The organism is Acidovorax sp. FG48, from assembly GCF_057809085.1.
Window position 1 is genome coordinate 89730 of the sequence record NZ_JBMDJH010000007.1, and the last position, 17562, is coordinate 107291.

The following is a 17562-nucleotide window of genomic DNA, read 5'->3' on the forward strand; positions in this document are numbered from 1 at the left end:
GGAAGCCCTTGGGTCGGCCATGCATTCGCACGCGCGGCGCAAGGATTCGCGCCCAGCGCGCCTTCACCGGAGCCACCCCATGTCCACTGCCGCACCGACCACATCCCCGGCCCCTGCCCCCGCATCGGCGAGCCTCGCCAAACGGCTCGGCCTGCTCGGCGCCCTGGTGGCGCTGCTGGCCGTGCAGGCCTTGCCCACCCCGGCCGGGTTGCCGGTGGCGGGGCAAACCATGCTGGCCATCCTCGCGTTCGCGGTGATCGTCTGGATGACCGAGGCGCTCGAATACTCGGTGAGTGCGGTGGTGATCGCCGCGCTGATGGTGTTCTTGCTGGCCTACGCACCCAGCGTGGCCAAACCCGATGGCGCGGACATGGGCACGGGCGCGGCGCTGAACCTCGCACTCTCGGGCTTTGCCAACAGCGCCGTGGCGCTGGTCGCTGCCGCGTGTTTCATTGCGTCGGCCATGACCGCCACGGGGCTCGACCGGCGCATCGCGCTCACAGTGCTGTCCAAGGTCGGCGCCCAAACCCATCACATCGTGATCGGGGCCATGGTGGTGGGCTTTCTGCTGTCGTTCATCGTGCCCAGTACCACGGCGCGCGTGGCCTGCCTGATGCCGATCATGATGGGCTTTGTGCTGGCCTTCAAGGTAGACCGCAAGAGCCGCTTTGCCGCGCTGCTGGTCATCACCACGGCGCAGACGGCCAGCATCTGGAACGTGGGCGTCAAGACCGCCGCCGCGCAGAACATGGTGGCCATCGGCTTCATCGAAAAGCAGCTTGGTGCGCAGATCACCTGGGGCGAATGGTTTGTGGCGGCCGCCCCGTTTGCAGCCCTGATGACGGTGGCGCTGTTCTTCATCATGACGCGCATGATGAAGCCCGAGATGAAGGAAATTGCGGGCGGGCAGGAGACCATTCGGCAGCAGCTGGCCGAACTGGGCCCGATGACGCTGAACCAGTGGAAGCTGCTGGCCATGGTGCTGGTGCTGCTGGGGTTCTGGTCCACCGAGAAGGTGCTGCACGACTTTGACACCACCTCCACTACCCTTGCGGCCGTGGCGCTGATGCTGTTTCCGCGCATCGGCGTGATGGACTGGAAGCAGTCGCAAAAGGGGTTCCCGTGGGGCACGGTAGTGCTGTTCGCGGTGGGCATCAGCGTGGGCTCTGCGCTGCTGCAGACCAAGGCGGCGGGTTGGCTGGCCCAGCTCATCGTGGGCCACCTGGGCCTGCAGATGGCGTCGGCCTTTGCCATCCTGATGCTGCTGTCCGCGTTCCTGATCGTCATTCACCTGGGCTTTGCCAGCGCCACGGCGCTGGCGTCCACCATGATTCCCATCGTCATCAGCGTGCTGTCCACCGTGCAGACGCCTGGCATCAACATCGTGGGCATGACGATGATCCTGCAGTTCGTGGTGAGCTTTGGCTTCATCCTGCCGGTGAACGCGCCGCAGAACATGATCGCCTACGGCACCGACACCTTCGACGCGCACGACTTCGTGCGCACCGGCATCGTGATCACGCTGACCGGGATGATCCTGCTGGTGGTTTTTGCGCTGACCTACTGGCCGTGGCTGGGGCTGATGGTGACCCGCACCTGACCTGCAGGCTTACCGCAGCGCCTTCTGGCCCCCAGCGGCTGCAGGCAGGCGGAAGGCCTCCACCAGCTCGGCCAGTTGCTGCGCCTGCACGCGCAGGCCCTGGGCGGCGGCGGACGACTCCTCGACCAGCGCGGCGTTCTGCTGAGTCATCTGGTCGAGCTGCGAGACCGCCTCGCCCACCTGACTCAGGCCCGTGGTCTGCTCGCGGGCGGCAGTGCTGATCTCGCCAATGATGGTGGCCACCTGCTGCACGGACTGGACGATCTCGCCCATGGTGCCGCCAGCGGCGTGGACCAGCTGCGTGCCCTCGTCCACCTGCCGCACGCTGTCGCTGATCAGCCCACCGATCTCCTTGGCTGCCGTGGCCGAGCGCTGGGCCAGGCTGCGCACTTCGCTGGCCACCACCGCAAAGCCCCGGCCCTGCTCGCCCGCACGGGCGGCTTCTACGGCCGCATTCAGTGCCAGGATGTTGGTCTGGAACGCAATGCCATCGATCACGCTGGTGATGTCGGCAATGCGGCGTGACGACAGGGCAATGCCGTCCATGGTGCCCACCACGCGGTCCACTGCCTCGCGCCCGCGCTGGGCCACGCTGCTGGCACCGGCGGCCAGGGTGCTGGCCTGCGCAGCGGCATCGGCGCTGTGGCGCACGGTGGCCAGCAGCTCCTCCATGCTGGCGGCGATCTCTTCCAGGTTGGAGGCCGTCTGCTCGGTGCGGGCCGACAGGTCGCTGTTGCCCGCCGCAATCTCGCTGCTGGCCCCGGCCACCGACGTGCTGGCCTGGCGCATGCCCACCACCAGCTCGGCCAGCCGCGCCTGCATGCCGCCCAGGCGCGCCAGCAGCGCTTGCAGTTCGTCGCGGTTACCCGCCTGCGGCGCGGGCACGGGGGAGGTGAGGTCGCCTTCGGCAATGCGGTCAGTCACTTCGGACGCATGGGCCAGGGGCTGCAGGATGGAGCGCGACAGCAGCCAGGCGCAGGCCAGGCTCAGCAGCAGGCCCACCAGCGAGCCCGCTGCCAGCAGCGTGATGCCCTGGCTCTCGCTGCGGGCCGCAGCGGCGCGCGCCTCGGCCACGCGCTGGCGCTGGTAGTCGGCCAGCTTGTCCACGGCTGCGGCATAGGCGTCAGCGGCAGGGCGCAGCTGGGTGGCAATGGCATCGGGCGGCAAGGCCTCGCCCGCCTTGCGGCGCTTGACCAGATCGTCCCGAACCGTGCGAAAACCGTTGCCGGCCTTGTCAATGGCGTCGAACAAGGCCTGCGATTCCGGGTCTGCCGCCAGCTCGTCCAGGCGCTTGCGGACTTCGGACGAGCGGGCCGAGGTGGTCTTGCGGTCGGCGTCGATGCGTGCCGCATAGGTGGGGTTGTTATCGATCTCCAGCAGCGTTTCGGCGCGGGCGGAGCTGAGCACCACGATGGCGTGCAGCTCGCGGGCCAGCAACGCGCGCTCGGACGATGCGCCCCCCAGGTCGTCCGCAATGTCCTGCAGCCCGGCCAGCCGCCAGATGCCCACCGCCGCCGACAGTGACATGACGAGGCAGACCACACCAAAGGCCAGGGCCAGGCGGACGGCAACACGTGCGTGGGAGATGGACATGGGAGGCTCTCGTGAGGGTGAATGGGACAACGCGGGCCTACCGTTCAGGGTGGCACCCGTCGGGAATGTATCGACAAAAGGTTACAAGTCCTTGAGCCGGCCCACAACAGGCCCCACCCTGCCGGAGCGCCAAAGCAACAGCCGCCCGCACACCCACAAAAAAGCCGCCACAGTGCAAGACTGTGGCGGCCCTCGGGTCGGTCAGGCGCAGCGCCTGCAGCGGATTATTGCTGCTGCTGAGCGTTTTGCAGCGCAGCAATGCGCTCTTCGATGGGCGGGTGGGTGCTGAACAGCTTGCCAATGCCACCGGCAATGCCCATGGCGGCCACGCTCTTGGGCAGCTCGCCGGGGTGCATGCCGCCCAGGCGGGCCAGCGCGTTGATCATGGGCTGGCGACGGCCCATCAGCTGGGCAGCGCCTGCGTCGGCGCGGAACTCGCGCTGGCGGCTGAACCAGGCCACGATCATCGCGGCCACGAAGCCCAGCACGATGTCGAGCACGATGGTGGTCACGTAGTAGCCGATGCCGGGGCCCGAGCTGTTTTCGTCGTTCTTGCGCAGGAAGCTGTCCACCGCGTAGCCAATGACGCGCGACAGGAACACCACGAAGGTGTTCATCACGCCCTGGATCAGCGTCATGGTCACCATGTCGCCGTTGGCGATGTGGGCCACCTCGTGGCCGATCACGGCCTCGACCTCTTCGCGCGTCATGCCCTGCAGCAGACCGGTGGACACGGCCACCAGCGCCGAGTTCTTGAACGCGCCCGTGGCAAAGGCATTGGGGTCGCCTTCAAAGATGCCGACTTCAGGCATGCCGATCTGGGCCTGGTCGGCGAACTTGCGCACGGTCTCGACGATCCAGCGCTCGTCGGGCGAGCCGGAGCCGTCGATCACGCGCACGCCCGAGGTCCACTTGGCCATGGGCTTGCTGATGAGCAGCGAGATGATCGCGCCGCCAAAACCCATGACCAGCGCGAAGCCCAGCAGCGCGCCCAGGTTCAGGCCGTTGGCCGTGAGGTAGCGGTTGACGCCCAGCAGGCTGGCCACCACCCCCAGCACGACAACGACGGCCAGGTTGGTCATCACAAACAAAAGGATCCGCTTCATGGAATGGTTTCTCCGTGGGGTAAACAACAACGAGTGTTTGCTGGCTCAGATGGGGGCCGGGTGCCGCGCTTCAAGCGCCGCCACCCTGGGTGACAACGGCACCCGCCCCATGGCCGCGATTGCATCGCGCTATGGTAGGTGCAAACCCCGGCCAGGGCCTTATCACACAAGGCTTGGCGGGAATTACGGCACAGGCGCTGCGCGCAAGGGCCGGAACACCTGCGCATCGTCATAAAAGCCCGGCGCCTCGTTGGCAGGCCACCAGCCGGGCACGCCCAAGACCGGCAGCGGCGTGAAGGGCTTGGTGGACCATGCCGAGGCGTCCACCTGATCGGCCAACCAGCCATCCACATCCGCTATTGAATTCATAGCTATCGGCGCATGAAATACGTGCGCCACCATGGGTTTTCGTGGAGCAACCAGCTTTTCGAGCAGTGCGTGCCCGAACAGCACCAGCCGGGCCTCGGCCCACAGCGGGCGCAGGTCGATGAACAGACGCTGCCAGTCCCGCGCCCGGAGCGCATCCCACAGGGCATCGGGCGCCTGCAGCAATGCGCCGTTTTCATCGAACACCGTGACGGCATCGCGCAGCGGCCCGCGCACGGCCTGCACGCCATCGGCGGCGATGGCCTGGGCCTGCAGCTGGTTCAGGCGCCGCTTGGTGCGCGGAAACTGCAGCCAGACCAGGCCGTTGAAGAAGTCGTGCAGGTTGTCGCGCGTGGGCACCCGGCGGGTGTCCCAGATGTACTGCTCGTAGGCGGTGCCTTCGGGCAGGTCGGACTGGGGCACGAAGACCACCGGGGCAGCCTGTGGCGCTGCGGTCTGCAATGTCTGGTGCACCGATGGGTCATCCTGCAGCAGCTGCTGGGCCAGGGGTTGGCCCAGGGCGCGCCACGGCGCCAGCCAGGGAGCGCTCCAGTCGATGGCGTCGAAAGGCTGACTTACACCAGCCGCCACGGCAGGGCTTCACCGGCGCGCAGGGGCTTGAGTTCGGCCTCGCCAAACGCAAAGCTGTCGGGCGGTGTCCACGACTCGCGGCGCAGGGTGATGGTGCCGGTGTTGCGCGGCAGGCTGTAGAAGTCCGGTCCGTGGAAGCTGGCAAAACCTTCGAGCTGGTCGAGCGCACCGGCGTTGTCGAATGCCTCGGCATACATCTCGATGGCGGCGTGGGCGGTGTAGCAGCCCGCGCAGCCGGTGGCGTGCTCCTTGAGGTGCGCGGGGTGCGGTGCGCTGTCGGTGCCCAGAAAGAACTTGCTGCTGCCGCTGGTGGCGGCCTGCACCAGGGCCACGCGGTGCGTTTCGCGTTTGAGCACGGGCAGGCAGTAGTAGTGGGGCCGCACGCCGCCGATGAAGATGGCGTTGCGGTTGTACAGCAGGTGGTGCGCGGTGATGGTGGCGGCCGTGAAGCGGTCGGCCTGCATCACGTAGTCGGCCGCGTCCTTGGTGGTGATGTGCTCGAAGACGATCTTCAGCTCGGGGAAGTCGCGGCGCAGCGGGATGAGCTGCTGCTCGATGAACACGGCCTCGCGGTCGAACAGGTCGATGTCGCTGCTGGTCACCTCGCCATGCACCAGCAGGAGCATGCCGGCCTTCTGCATGGCTTCGAGCGTTTTATAGGTCTTGCGGATGTCGGTCACGCCCGCATCGCTGTTGGTGGTAGCGCCTGCGGGGTAGAGCTTGCAGGCCACCACGCCGGCGGCCTTGGCGCGCACGATTTCTTCGGGCGGCAGGTTGTCGGTGAGGTACAGCGTCATCAGCGGCTCGAAGCTCATGCCAGCGGGCACGGCGGCCAGGATGCGCTGCTTATACGCCAGGGCCTGCTCGGCCGTGGTGACCGGTGGGCGCAGGTTGGGCATGATGATCGCGCGGCCGAACTGGGCGGCGGTGTGCGGCACGACGGTGTGCAGAGGCTCGCCGTCGCGCACATGCAGGTGCCAGTCGTCGGGGCGGGTGATGGTGAGGGTTTGGGGGGCTGCGGTCATGGGCGTGATTGTCCCATTGTGAGCAAGAGGCTCCCAAACGCTCTCATTTTCATAGCTATCGAGACATATGAGCGTGGCGCTACCGAGCAAAATCGTTCAAAACCGGCGCGCTACGGGCAGGTGGACCGGTTTATTCGGCTGTGATGCCCGCGCGTTTGACGACTGCGCCGAACTTCACCATGCGGTCGGCCATCATCTTTTCGAACGCAGCGGGCGGCATCTCTTCCGGCACGATCACGCCACGGTCCTTGAGGTTGGCCACCATGGCGGGCGACGTGGCCACCTGGCGCACGGCCTTGTACAGGGTCTGCACCACAGCCTCGGGCGTGCCGGCCGGGGCGGCCAGACCGGTCCAGGAGGTAAGGTTCAGCTCGGGGTGGCCCACCTCGGCCATGGTGGGCACGTCGGGCAGCTGCGGCAGGCGCTGGTCGGCGGCCACGGCCAGGGCGCGCACCTTGCCCGCCTGGATGTGCGGCAGCATGATGACCAGGTTGTCGAGGATGAACTGCACCTCATTGCCCAGCACGCCCGTGATCAGCGGCGTGCCCCCACGGTAGGGAATGTGCGTGGTGAACACGCCCGTGGAGACCTTGAGCATCTCCACATTGAGCTGGCCCATGCTGCCCACGCCGCCGCTGCCGTAGTTGAGCTTGCCGGGGTTCTTCTTGGCGTAGTCAATGAACTCCTTGAAGGTCTTGAAGGGCAGGCTGCTATGCACCACCAGGGCATTGGGCTGGCGGCCCAGGATGGCGATGTTTTCAAAGTCCTTGATGGGGTCGTAGCCGATCTTGGGCTGGGTGAGCGGGTTGGCCAGGTGGCTGCTTTGCGACGAGACCACCAGGGTGTAGCCGTCGGCCTTGGAGCGCGCCACATACTGCGCGCCCACCGAGCCCCCGGCGCCCGCGCGGTTTTCCACCACGATGGGCACGCCCAGCACGCGCGACAGCGGCTCGGAATACTGGCGCGCCATGATGTCCACCGACCCGCCGGGCGGGAACGGCACCACCAGCGTGATAGGACGCGACGGGAATTTGTCCTGCGCCAGGGCGGGCAATGCAGCAAGGCCTGCGAGGCCCAGGCCAGTGGTCAGGAGATGGCGGCGGGAAGTGGTGGCGGTCATGGCAGTCAAGGAACTCAGAAAACGGGTCAAAACAGGTCCAACAGGAACGGAAAGAATCAGGGGTGTGCCAGCACGGCCAGTGCCACGGCTTGTGCGCGGGGCACGAAGGTGGACAGCTCGCAGTACTCGCGTTCGGTGTGCGGGTGGCCGCCCACGGGGCCGGTGGCGCACAGGGTGGGCACGCCCACCGAGGCGGTGAGGCCGCTGTCGGCCGCGCCGCCGGTGAACTCACCTTGCACCTCAAAGCCCAGTGAACGGGCGCCCTGCTGGTACAGCGCCAGCAGGTAGTCGGGCGTGGGCTTCATGGGCAGGGAGCGGCGCGTGGTGGTGATGCGGCCCTGGGTGCGGGGCACGGACTCCTCTTCGACGATGGCGCGCACGCGCTCCAGCAGGTCGTCGGGGTTGGTGTCGGCCGTGAAGCGCAAGTCCACCTCGGCGCGCGCGTGAGGGGCCACCATGTTGGGCACGATGCCGCCCTGCACCACGCCCACGTTGCAGGTGATGCCCGTGGCAGTGTCGGTCAGCGCGTGCAGCTCCAGGGTCTTGCGCGCCAGGGCGTCAATGGCGCTGGCGCCTGCGGCGTGGTTGATGCCCGCATGTGCGGCCACGCCCTGCACCTCGAATTCCACCACCATCGAGCCCTTGCGGCTGGTGACCACGTTGCCGCTCACGCGGCCGGGCTCGGCATTGAACACCGCACGCGCGCCCCGCACGCGGGCCATGATGAGATCGCGCGTGGCGGGCGATCCGACCTCTTCGTCGCACGAGAAGAACAGGTGCAGCGGGGCCTTCAGCCCACCGCAGCGTGCAAAGGCCTCGGCGACAAACACGTTGAGCACCAGGCCCGACTTCATGTCGGCCGCGCCGGGGCCATAGGCGCGCCCCGCTTCTTCGCGGTAGGGGCGCTTGGCCACCGTGCCATCGGGAAACACCGTGTCCATGTGCCCCATGAGGATGATGGGCGCGCCATCGGCTGCAGCGCCCTCTGCCGGGTTGACCTGCGCATGCAGCAGCACGCCATAGCCGGACACGGGCTCGAACTGCACGGGCACACCGGCCGCCTGCAGGCGCTCGGCCAAAGCATGCGCCACCGCCGTCACGCCCGCTTCATTGCGGCTGCCGCTTTCGATGTTGACCACTTTTTGCAACAGGTCTTGCATGGCCTGCTGCTGCCGGGCCAGCCAGTCCAGCACCTGAGCATGCACCGGCAGTCGGGTTTCGTTCGAGGTATTGAGCATCTTTGTCCTTGGGCAATGCCCGGGTGGGGGCAAAATTTGGGTCGCAGTGTTGCATGCGACTCCGGGTTTTGCAACGTATTTTGCACGATTGAGTATTTTATGAAATCATCATTGCAAGAAACCACCGCCTTGCTGACGGAGCGGCTGGCCCGCCAGGATGCCGACCTGACCGCGAGCGAACGTGCATTGGCCGAGGCGCTGGGGCGCGACTACCCCCATGCCCTGCTGGAGTCCGCCACCGCCCTTGCTGCGCGCACAGGCACCAGTGCATCGACCGTGGTGCGGCTGTTTGCCAAGCTGGGCTACGGCAGCTATGCCGAGGCGCAGCGCGAGGCACGGGCCGAGGTCACCGCCCTGCTGCAAACGGCCGGGCAGCGCGCCCCCGTCACCATCGGCACCCGGCGCAGCCTGCAGCAGTGCGTGGACGATGCACTGCTACACGACCAGCACAACCTCACCGCCACACGCGACGGACTGGACATGGTGGCCTTCGAGGCCATGGTGGCGCGCATCGCGCAGGGCAAGGGCCGCATTTTTGTGCTGGCGCAGATCAACAGCGCCCCGGTGGCCGCCTGGCTGGCGCTGCACCTGAACATGTGCCGCCCCGGCGTGCACGAGCTGGGGGCTGGCGCCGTGGACGCCACCGATCAGCTGCTGTGGATTCAGCCTGAGGACGCCCTGCTGGTCTTCAGCATTCGCCGCTACGCGAGCGGGCCGGTGAAAGTGGCGCAGCGCTTTCGCGACGCGGGCGCCCAGGTGCTGGCCATCACCGACAGCGCCGCAGCACCCCTGGCCGCCGTGGCCCACCACCGGCTGCAGGTGCGCACATCCAACGCATCGCCGTTTGACTCTTACACCGCTGCGTTCTTCCTGTGCAATGCGCTGGTGTCGGCCGTGGCGCAGCTGCGGCACAAGGCGGTGTCCGAGGCGCTGAAACGGCGCGACGACCTGTGGACGGATTTTGAGTCCCAGCTCATTGTGGAAGGCCCTTCGTCGGGCGGCCGCAAGAGCAAGCGTTAGCGTTTCGTAAGCCATAAAAAAGCCGACCTCGTAAGGTCGACTTTTTTTATGGGTACATCAGCGTCACTGCGGTTTCAGCTCGTATACCTCTCCGTTGCTGTTGCGCCGGTACAGTATGGATCCGTTATACATACGCACTTCGTTGCAGGCCTCCCCATTTTTGGGGTCGTTCACACAGATCCGCCCCGGCTCAGCGACCCAAGTGCCACGCTCAGTGAAGCTTCCCATCATCACATGGAATGTTCCGTCGGACTTGTATTCGTAACGCAGCCCTCGCCCATCCTGCCGGAGCGCAGAGAACTTCTTGTCCACCACATGAGCCCGAATCTCATCGGCGGAGGGGGTTGTGGACTCCACGGGAAAACCAGGAACTTGCGCGATGGCCGCGCCCGTAACCAGGTAAAGCGCAACAGCTGTGGCGGTAGTTGATTTCATAAGAATTTTCAATGCTGGAGTATCTTGTTGAGGAAATCCTTGGTACGCGGCTGGCGTGCGTCGGGATTGTTGAAGAACTCGTCCTTGGAGCAGTCTTCCAAGATCTTGCCGCCCACATCCATGAAGATCACGCGGTTGCTCACCTTGCGCGCAAAGCCCATTTCGTGGGTCACGCACATCATGGTCATGCCTTCGTTGGCCAGGCCCACCATCACGTCCAGCACTTCGCCGACCATTTCGGGGTCGAGCGCCGACGTGGGTTCGTCGAACAGCATCACGATGGGGTCCATGGAGAGAGCGCGCGCAATGGCCACACGCTGCTGCTGGCCGCCCGAGAGCTGGCCGGGGAACTTGTCCTTGTGCGCAATCAGGCCCACACGCTCCAGCATCTTGAGGCCGCGCTTCTTGGCGTCGTCCGCGCTGCGGCCGAGCACCTTGATCTGTGCAATGGTCAGGTTGTCCGTCACCGACAGGTGGGGGAACAGCTCGAAGTGCTGGAACACCATGCCCACGCGGCTGCGCAGCTTGGGCAGGTTGGTGCTGGGGTCGTGCAGCTTCACGCCATCGACCGTGATCTCACCCTTCTGGAAGGGTTCGAGCGCATTGATGGTCTTGATGAGCGTGGACTTGCCAGAGCCCGACGGGCCGCACACCACCACCACTTCACCCTTGTTGATGGCGGCCGAGCACTCGTTGAGCACCTGCACCGGGCCATACCACTTGGATACGTTCTTGAGTTCGATCATTTCTTTTTCCTCAATCCAATCTCTTTTGCACCAGCGTCGATCAGCGGATGATCGCGATCTTCTGGTGCAGGCGCTTGACCATCCAGGACAGCGCGTAGCACATCACGAAGTACAGAACCGCAGCCGCCAGGTACGCCTCGATCGGACGGCCAAAGTTCTTGCCTGCCACTTCAAAGCCCTTGAGCATGTCGTAGGCACCAATGGCGTAGACCAGCGACGTGTCCTGGAACAGGATGATGGTCTGCGTGAGCAGCACGGGCAGCATGTTGCGGAACGCCTGGGGCAGCACCACCAGCTTCATGTTCTGGCCGTAGGTCATGCCCAGCGCCTGGCCTGCATACACCTGGCCGCGTGGGATGGACTGGATGCCCGCACGCATGATTTCGCTGAAGTACGCCGCCTCAAAGGCGATGAAGGTGATGACGGCAGACACTTCCGCACCGATGGGGCGGCCGATGATGGCCGGCACCAGCAGGAAGAACCAAAGGATCACCATCACCAGCGGGATGGAGCGCATGCCGTTGACGTAGATGGTGGCGGGCACATCCAGCCACTTCTTGCCCGACAGGCGCATGAGCGCCAGCACGGTGCCGAACAGCACGCCGCCCACAGTCGCCACCAGCGTGAGGATCAGGCTGAAGTACAGCCCCTTGAGCACGAAGTTGGAGATCAGGTCCCAGTTGTAGAAGGAGAAATCGAGATTCATATCAGTGCCCCCCTCCGGCCGCGCCACTCACGACCATGCCCGGGATGCGCGCACGCTTTTCAATGAAGGCCATGATGCGGTTGATGGCAAATGCCGAGAGGATGTACAGCGTGGTCACCGCCAGGTACACCTCGATGCCGCGCGAGGTTTCTTCCTGCGCCTGCATGGCGAACATGGTGAGTTCGGCCACCGACACGGCAAACGCCACGGACGAGTTCTTGAAGATGTTCATCGTCTCGCTGGTCAGCGGCGGAATGATGATGCGAAACGCCATGGGCAGCAGCACATAGCGGTAAGTCTGGAACGTGGTGAACCCCATGGCCATGCCGGCGTAACGCTGGCCGCGTGGCAGGGCCTGAATGCCCGAGCGCACCTGCTCGGCGATCCGTGCCGAGGTAAAGAAACCCAACGCCAACACCACCAGCGCAAAACCGGGCACGCCGCGCAGCACCGGGAACAGGGTGGGCAGCACGTGGTACCAGAGGAAAATCTGCACCAGCAGCGGAATATTGCGAAACAGCTCGACCCAGGCATTACCCAGCCGAACGATCATCGGACGGTCCTGCAACGTGCGCAGCGTACCGATGATGGAACCCAACACAAGTGCCAGCAGCAGCGCCAGCAGCGAAACGGACACGGTCCAGCCCCAGGCCGACAGCATCCAGTCCAGGTACGTGATGTCGCCGCCCTTGCCAAAGCAGCTTTGCACGACTTCCCGGTCCATGGTGTCCTGGCAGAACACCTGCCAATCCCAACTCATAAGCATCCCTTCTTGTTCGGTCGGTCACAGACCCCGAACAGCATCAACAAAAATGCCCCTCCGAACGCACCGCTCGAAGGGGCCACACCGAGCTATCGGTTACTTGTTGGCCGCGTACTCTTCCTTAGGCTTGTTGTTGGGCTTGGCCCATGCGTCCTTGGTCGCCGCTGACAAAGGCAAACCCACCTTGGTGTTGGCTGGCGGGATTGGCTGCATAAACCACTTGTCGTAGGACTTCGCCAATGTTCCGTCTGCAATCTGGCGCTTGATACTGTCGTCCACCGCCTTCTGGAAGGCCGGATCATCCTTGCGCAACATGCAGGCGATAGGCTCAACAGCCAGCACTTCGCCAACGATTTTGAAATCGCTCGGCGTCTTTGCCTTAGAGATGTTGCCCGCCAGGATGGACCCGTCCATCACAAAAGCGTCGGCACGGCCTGTTTCCAGCAGCAAGAAGCTGTCAGCGTGGTCTTTACCGAAGACTTCCTTGAACTCCATTCCCTCTGCACGCTTATTTTTTCGCAGCGTTTGCACCGAGGTGGTCCCTGTCGTCGTGGCTATGGTTTTTCCCTTCAGGTCTTTGATACCAGTAATGCCCGACTTGGCCTTGACTGCGATGCGCACTTCTTCCACGTAGGTGGTGATTGCGAATGCCACATCCTTTTGTCGATTCGCGTCGTTTGTTGTCGAACCACATTCGAGATCCACCGTGCCATTCGTGACCAAGGGAATACGATTTTGCGAAGTCACAGGCTGATACTTGATGTCGAGCGCGGTCATGCCCAACTGCTTGCGGAGATCGGACGTAATGCGCTCGGCCATTTCCGTATGAAACCCCACGTACTTACCATCGCCCAGCGTGTATGCCAGAGCCCCCGACGATTCCCGCACACCGAGAGTAATGCTGCCGGAGGCCTTGATCTTGGCCAGAGTGTCATTGGCCTGGGCAAATACGCTGCCAGCAGCCAAGGCGGTCACGGCAACCGCGAGCAAATGTTTCTTCATAGGGATCTCCTTGTGTTGAAAACGAAAAAAGGGGCGGATTTTAGAGACAAGGGCCTGCCGGGGGTAACCAGTCAGAACCACACTCCAAAAAGGGGTAGTACGCAACCCAGAGTATTAGTCAGAACGGGACCTGGTCTGTAGGGTATTTCCAGAAGTCGCGCAACAAGTAACTGACCGGCAGGTTCAGCACCGTGTTGTTGGGCGGAATGGGTTTGTTGAACCACTTGTCGTAAATCGGATAAATCTCGCGGCTGGTGATCAGGCGGCGCATTTCCTCGTCCACCAGCTTTTTGAACTCGGGGTCGTTCTTGGGCAGCATGATGGCCAGCGGCTCGGTCGTCATGAAGCGGCCCACCACCTTGAGCGCCTTGGGGTCGGGCCGCCCTGCAGCCAGGCCGTACAGCAGCACGTCGTCCATCACAAACGCGTCGGCCTCGCCCTTTTCCACCATCTCCACGGCCTTGGCATGGTCGGGCGCCTCCACGATGGTGATGCCCATCAGCCGTTCGCGGTTGGCCTGGTCGGCCGCCTTCAGGGGCGTGGTGCCTTTGGTGGACACCAGTTTTTTACCATTGAGGTCCTCCACCTTGTCAATGCTGCTGGAGGCCTTGACCAGGAGCCGTGCTCCAGTGATGAAGTGGGGAACGGTGAAGGCCACCCTCTGGCGCCGCTCGGCATTGTTCGTCGTGGAGCCACACTCCATGTCGGCCTTGCCCTGTTCGATCAATGCCATGCGGTTGGCCGAGGTGGCAGGCACCAGATCGATCTCCATGTCCTTCTTGCCGGTCTTCTTGCGCACCAGCTCGGCCATGCGCAGGCACAGGTCCATCGCATAGCCCACAGGCTTGCCCGACTGGCTGTCGACATAAGAGAAAGGCACCGAGGATTCGCGGTAGGCGATGACCAGCTTGCCGCCGCCAGCCACACGCTCCAGCACGCTGGCCTGCGCAGACGCACCGACCGCACAGCACAGTGCTGCGAGGCCCCAGGCCAATCCCCAATGCTGAACTTTCATATGATGCCTCTGTGAAGGAATGAACCGGGTTTGCAATCTTCGTGCCACCGTGGGGCCCTTCCAAGGCACACGCTGCGCTCTACCGATCCGGCGATGGCGCAGACTGTACGTGTCCAACCGATGAAATTCCAATGCCGTTTGCGCGCACAACTATGCAAACTGTTTATGTCCGTATTTACCCTTAGCATGAGGCCGCTTGGGCCTGCAGGTAGCTCCACAGCGCCTGCGCCGTGCCTTTGGGGGTGTCCTTGCCATTGGGCTTTTCGCGGTAAGCGCGCACATCCATGGTCATTTGCAGGCCTTCAGCGTCCGGGGGGGCGGCACTGACGAGGCGGCGCGAGCGCAGTTCCTTCTTCACGGCGCTGTGCGGCAAGAAGGCCACGCCGTGCCCTTCCAGCGCCATGGCCTTGAGACCCTCGGCCATGTCGGTCTCGTACACGCGCTCCAGGTGGATGGGTGTCTGCGACTGCTTGAGGATGAGTTCGGTCACCCGCCCCAGATAGGCGCCAGGCGCATAGCCAAGGTAGGGCAGCGGCTGCCCCGCGCGGCCCGGCAGGCGGTGCACGGGCTGGCCGTCAGCGTCGGCCTTGCTGTAGGGCGACAGCACCTCCTGCCCCAGGCTGACCATTTCATAACGATCGGCGTCGAGCTGAAAGGGCTGCGAAGGGTGATGGTAGGCAATCAGCAGGTCGCAACCACCCTCCACCAGCCGCATCACGGCGTCGTGCACATTCAGCGCAATCAGGCGGCTTTTGAACGGGCCGAACTTGTCGTGCAGGCTGGACACCCAGGCCGGGAAGAACGTGAACGCCAGCGTATGGGGCACGGCAAATTCGATCATGTCCTTGCCCGCGCTGGTGTGCGCACGCAGCATGGCGCGCGTGTTCTGCAGCGACTGGAGCATCTCCAAGGCCTGGTCGTACAGGGTTTTGCCGGCCGGGGTCAGCCGGGTGGGGTAGGAGCTGCGGTCCACCAGATCGGTGCCGGCCCAAGCCTCCAGCGCCTGGATCCGCCGCGAGAACGCGGGCTGGGTCACATGCCGCAGCTGCGCTGACCGGCTGAAGCTGCGGGTTTCCGCAAGACTGACGAAATCTTCAAGCCACTTGGTTTCCATCGGCGCATTATCCGCGCGCGGGCTGGAGCCTGCTGGCCGCCGGCATGAGGGTTTCTACAGAGCGCGCGGCGCATCGACGCAGGCCGCGCCCGCGTTTGCGGCACCGCACCAATGCTGTGCATGCATAGCAAGCGACGCATAATACCCAGCGCGTCTACCCCGCCTCATCATCGGTCAACGCCCCAGGTGCACAACGCCGCCGGGCAGCAAGATCGGCATCGGCCCTCTGTTCTTCTGACTCCCCGCGTTCATGTCCACCTCCACTCCTGAAGGGCCATCTGCTGCGCCCCCAGTGCCTGCTGCGGCGCCCAGTGCCCCCCTCGACGAACCCCGTTCCCTGCGCCTGGAAGACTGGCTCATCGTCCTGACCATGGCCGCCCTGGCGCTCATCACCTTCGTGAACGTGGTGGTGCGCTATTTCACCGATGCATCGTTTGCGTGGACCGAAGAAATTTCGGTGTTCCTGATGATCGTGCTGGCCATGGTCGGCGGCTCCGCCGCCGTGGCGCGGCAGTTGCACATCCGTATCGAGTTCTTTGCCGATGGCGGCTCCGAGCGCCGGCGCCAGGTGCTGGCGCAGTTCGGCGCCTTGATGGTGGCCCTGCTGTTTGCACTCATCACGGTGCTCAGCATCCGCGTGGTGTGGGACGACTACCGGTTTGAAGAAACCTCCCCCGGCATCGGCGTGCCGCAGTGGTGGTACTCGGTCTGGCTGCCGGTGCTGTGCGCGCTGACCACGGCAAGGGCCTTGCAACTGTTCGCCCGGCTGCGGCGCGCATCGGCGGAACAGGGAGCCCGCCCATGATCGCGACCCTGCTGTTTGTCGCCTTTCTGGGCATGATGTTTCTGGGCGTGCCGATTGGCGCGGCGCTGGGCCTGGCGGGTGCTACCGCCATCGCCATCGCCAATGCGGAGGCGCCCTGGTTCGGTCTGCTGGCGGTGCCACAGAACTTTTACGCCGGCTTGGGCAAATACCCGCTGCTCGCCATCCCGATGTTTGTGCTGGTGGGCTCGATCTTCGACCGCTCGGGCGTGGCGTTGCGGCTGGTGAACTTTGCCGTGTCCATCGTGGGCCGGGGGCCTGGCATGCTGCCGCTGGTGGCGATTGCCGTGGCCATGTTCCTGGGCGGCATCTCGGGCTCGGGCCCCGCGACCGCCGCCGCCGTGGGTGGGGTGATGATCGCAGCCATGGCACGCGCCGGGTATCCCGCTGCCTACTCGGCCAGCGTGGTGGCCGGTGCCGCAGCCACCGACATTCTCATTCCGCCATCGGTCGCGTTCATCGTGTACTCGGTGCTGGTGCCGGGCGCCTCGGTGCCTGCACTCTTCGCCGCAGGCATGTTCCCCGGCATCCTGGCGGGCCTTGCGTTGATCGTGCCTGCCGTGTGGCTGGCCCGCCGCCACAAGATGGGCGCCGCAGAGGCCGACATGCCGCGCCCGCCTTTCTGGCGCAGCCTGCGCGAGGCGTCCTGGGGACTGGCCGCGCCCGTGGTGATCCTTGGGGGCATGCGTGCGGGATGGTTCACCCCCACCGAGGCTGCGGTAGTGGCCGTCTTTTACGGGCTGTTTGTGGGCATGTGCATCCACCGCACGATTCGTGTGCGCGACCTGTTCACCATCTTGCGGGAGGCGGGCGAGCTGTCCGCTGTGATCCTCGTAGTGGTGTCGCTGGCAGGCATCTTTGCGTTCTCGCTGTCCACCCTGGGAGTCATTGATCCCATTACACGCGCCATCGTGCAGTCCGGGCTGAGCGAACAGGGCGTGCTCGGTGCGCTGATCGTCTTGCTGCTGATCGCTGGCATGTTCCTGGATGGCATCTCCATCTTCCTGATCTTTGTGCCCCTGCTCATGCCCATCATGCAGCACTACCAGTGGGACGTGGTCTGGTTTGGCGTGGTGCTCACGCTCACCGTGGCCATCGGCCAGTTCACCCCGCCCATGGCGGTGAACCTGATGGTGTCCAGCAAGATCGCCAACGTGCGCATGGAGCAGACCACGCGCTGGGTCATCTGGCTGGTGCTGGCCATGACGCTGGCCATGCTGTTGGTCGTCATATTCCCGTCGATTGCGCTCTGGCTGCCGCAGCAGCTGGGCTACTGATTTCCACTCTCACTCATCCATC

At 64.6% G+C, this 17562-nt stretch carries 17 protein-coding genes; 4 read left to right on the plus strand and 13 right to left on the minus strand.

What is annotated here, in order from left to right; genetic code table 11:
- The first annotated feature begins 79 nt into the window (after positions 1-79).
- A complete protein-coding gene (locus tag ACODSU_RS12105) occupies positions 80-1600 on the plus strand; it encodes a DASS family sodium-coupled anion symporter (protein ID WP_488842486.1) in 1521 nt (506 codons plus the stop codon).
- Positions 1601-1609: 9 nt separating this feature from the next.
- Here the strand turns inward: ACODSU_RS12105 and ACODSU_RS12110 are convergent, their stop codons facing one another.
- The 6 genes from ACODSU_RS12110 to ACODSU_RS12135 form a co-directional block, all read right to left on the minus strand.
- Complete coding sequence (locus tag ACODSU_RS12110; RefSeq protein ID WP_488842487.1) at positions 1610-3193, minus strand: methyl-accepting chemotaxis protein; 1584 nt, start codon at positions 3191-3193, stop codon at positions 1610-1612.
- 224 nt (positions 3194-3417) lie between these two features.
- Positions 3418-4299, minus strand: coding sequence for a protease HtpX (gene htpX, locus ACODSU_RS12115; RefSeq protein WP_488842488.1), 882 nt, complete (start codon positions 4297-4299; stop codon positions 3418-3420).
- A 183-nt stretch (positions 4300-4482) separates the two neighbouring features.
- Positions 4483-5256 (minus strand): DUF3025 domain-containing protein, encoded by a 774-nt coding sequence (locus tag ACODSU_RS12120; RefSeq protein WP_488842489.1) that lies wholly within the window; start codon positions 5254-5256, stop codon positions 4483-4485.
- The gene (gene pyrC / locus ACODSU_RS12125; RefSeq protein WP_209816211.1) at positions 5241-6281 is read right to left on the minus strand and encodes a dihydroorotase; all 1041 of its coding nucleotides are present in this window, start codon (positions 6279-6281) and stop codon (positions 5241-5243) included. Before pyrC ends, ACODSU_RS12120 begins: the two co-directional genes overlap by 16 nt.
- Positions 6282-6411: 130 nt before the next feature.
- Complete coding sequence (locus ACODSU_RS12130; RefSeq protein WP_110961426.1) at positions 6412-7401, minus strand: Bug family tripartite tricarboxylate transporter substrate binding protein; 990 nt, start codon at positions 7399-7401, stop codon at positions 6412-6414.
- A gap of 56 nt (positions 7402-7457) precedes the next feature.
- Entirely contained in the window at positions 7458-8639 is a 1182-nt protein-coding gene (locus tag ACODSU_RS12135; RefSeq protein ID WP_488842490.1) for a M20 family metallopeptidase, read from the minus strand.
- Between the two features lie 99 nt (positions 8640-8738).
- Between ACODSU_RS12135 and ACODSU_RS12140 the strand changes: the two genes are divergently transcribed.
- Positions 8739-9659, plus strand: a complete 921-nt coding sequence (locus tag ACODSU_RS12140) for a MurR/RpiR family transcriptional regulator (protein WP_488842491.1) — start codon at positions 8739-8741, stop codon at positions 9657-9659.
- A 63-nt stretch (positions 9660-9722) separates the two neighbouring features.
- Here the strand turns inward: ACODSU_RS12140 and ACODSU_RS12145 are convergent, their stop codons facing one another.
- The 7 genes from ACODSU_RS12145 to ACODSU_RS12175 all read right to left on the minus strand — a co-directional run bounded on the left by ACODSU_RS12145 (position 9723) and on the right by ACODSU_RS12175 (position 15440).
- The gene (locus tag ACODSU_RS12145; protein WP_488842492.1) at positions 9723-10094 is read right to left on the minus strand and encodes a hypothetical protein; all 372 of its coding nucleotides are present in this window, start codon (positions 10092-10094) and stop codon (positions 9723-9725) included.
- Between the two features lie 8 nt (positions 10095-10102).
- Positions 10103-10840 (minus strand): amino acid ABC transporter ATP-binding protein, encoded by a 738-nt coding sequence (locus ACODSU_RS12150; protein ID WP_488842493.1) that lies wholly within the window; start codon positions 10838-10840, stop codon positions 10103-10105.
- 40 nt (positions 10841-10880) lie between these two features.
- The gene (locus ACODSU_RS12155) at positions 10881-11546 is read right to left on the minus strand and encodes an amino acid ABC transporter permease (RefSeq protein WP_015012503.1); all 666 of its coding nucleotides are present in this window, start codon (positions 11544-11546) and stop codon (positions 10881-10883) included.
- Position 11547: 1 nt separating this feature from the next.
- The gene (locus tag ACODSU_RS12160; RefSeq protein WP_015012502.1) at positions 11548-12306 is read right to left on the minus strand and encodes an amino acid ABC transporter permease; all 759 of its coding nucleotides are present in this window, start codon (positions 12304-12306) and stop codon (positions 11548-11550) included.
- Between the two features lie 99 nt (positions 12307-12405).
- Positions 12406-13311: an amino acid ABC transporter substrate-binding protein gene (locus tag ACODSU_RS12165; protein ID WP_488842494.1), complete on the minus strand. Its 906-nt coding sequence runs from the start codon at positions 13309-13311 to the stop codon at positions 12406-12408.
- A gap of 118 nt (positions 13312-13429) precedes the next feature.
- Positions 13430-14326: an amino acid ABC transporter substrate-binding protein gene (locus tag ACODSU_RS12170; RefSeq protein ID WP_488842495.1), complete on the minus strand. Its 897-nt coding sequence runs from the start codon at positions 14324-14326 to the stop codon at positions 13430-13432.
- A gap of 181 nt (positions 14327-14507) precedes the next feature.
- On the minus strand, positions 14508-15440 hold the full coding sequence (locus tag ACODSU_RS12175; protein WP_110961430.1) for a LysR family transcriptional regulator: 933 nt from the start codon (positions 15438-15440) through the stop codon (positions 14508-14510).
- 250 nt (positions 15441-15690) lie between these two features.
- Between ACODSU_RS12175 and ACODSU_RS12180 the strand changes: the two genes are divergently transcribed.
- Both ACODSU_RS12180 and ACODSU_RS12185 read left to right on the plus strand, forming a co-directional pair.
- Positions 15691-16245 carry a TRAP transporter small permease gene (locus ACODSU_RS12180; RefSeq protein ID WP_110961431.1) on the plus strand — a complete coding sequence of 185 codons (555 nt, stop codon included), beginning with the start codon at positions 15691-15693 and terminating at the stop codon, positions 16243-16245.
- Positions 16242-17540, plus strand: coding sequence for a TRAP transporter large permease (locus ACODSU_RS12185; RefSeq protein ID WP_488842496.1), 1299 nt, complete (start codon positions 16242-16244; stop codon positions 17538-17540). Before ACODSU_RS12180 ends, ACODSU_RS12185 begins: the two co-directional genes overlap by 4 nt.
- Positions 17541-17562 lie beyond the last annotated feature (22 nt).

Excerpts from the sequence above, each read along its gene's own strand:
- ACODSU_RS12180 (WP_110961431.1), top strand. The coding sequence starts at position 15,691 with ATGTCCACCTCCACTCCTGAAGGGCCATCTGCTGCGCCCCCAGTGCCT.
- ACODSU_RS12170 (WP_488842495.1), bottom strand. The coding sequence starts at position 14,326 with ATGAAAGTTCAGCATTGGGGATTGGCCTGGGGCCTCGCAGCACTGTGC.
- ACODSU_RS12130 (WP_110961426.1), bottom strand. The coding sequence starts at position 7,401 with ATGACCGCCACCACTTCCCGCCGCCATCTCCTGACCACTGGCCTGGGC.
- ACODSU_RS12105 (WP_488842486.1), top strand. The coding sequence starts at position 80 with ATGTCCACTGCCGCACCGACCACATCCCCGGCCCCTGCCCCCGCATCG.
- ACODSU_RS12150 (WP_488842493.1), bottom strand. The coding sequence starts at position 10,840 with ATGATCGAACTCAAGAACGTATCCAAGTGGTATGGCCCGGTGCAGGTG.
- pyrC (WP_209816211.1), bottom strand. The coding sequence starts at position 6,281 with ATGACCGCAGCCCCCCAAACCCTCACCATCACCCGCCCCGACGACTGG.
- ACODSU_RS12155 (WP_015012503.1), bottom strand. The coding sequence starts at position 11,546 with ATGAATCTCGATTTCTCCTTCTACAACTGGGACCTGATCTCCAACTTC.
- ACODSU_RS12160 (WP_015012502.1), bottom strand. The coding sequence starts at position 12,306 with ATGAGTTGGGATTGGCAGGTGTTCTGCCAGGACACCATGGACCGGGAA.
- ACODSU_RS12175 (WP_110961430.1), bottom strand. The coding sequence starts at position 15,440 with ATGGAAACCAAGTGGCTTGAAGATTTCGTCAGTCTTGCGGAAACCCGC.
- ACODSU_RS12185 (WP_488842496.1), top strand. The coding sequence starts at position 16,242 with ATGATCGCGACCCTGCTGTTTGTCGCCTTTCTGGGCATGATGTTTCTG.
- ACODSU_RS12145 (WP_488842492.1), bottom strand. The coding sequence starts at position 10,094 with ATGAAATCAACTACCGCCACAGCTGTTGCGCTTTACCTGGTTACGGGC.
- ACODSU_RS12140 (WP_488842491.1), top strand. The coding sequence starts at position 8,739 with ATGAAATCATCATTGCAAGAAACCACCGCCTTGCTGACGGAGCGGCTG.
- ACODSU_RS12135 (WP_488842490.1), bottom strand. The coding sequence starts at position 8,639 with ATGCTCAATACCTCGAACGAAACCCGACTGCCGGTGCATGCTCAGGTG.
- ACODSU_RS12165 (WP_488842494.1), bottom strand. The coding sequence starts at position 13,311 with ATGAAGAAACATTTGCTCGCGGTTGCCGTGACCGCCTTGGCTGCTGGC.
- ACODSU_RS12110 (WP_488842487.1), bottom strand. The coding sequence starts at position 3,193 with ATGTCCATCTCCCACGCACGTGTTGCCGTCCGCCTGGCCCTGGCCTTT.
- htpX (WP_488842488.1), bottom strand. The coding sequence starts at position 4,299 with ATGAAGCGGATCCTTTTGTTTGTGATGACCAACCTGGCCGTCGTTGTC.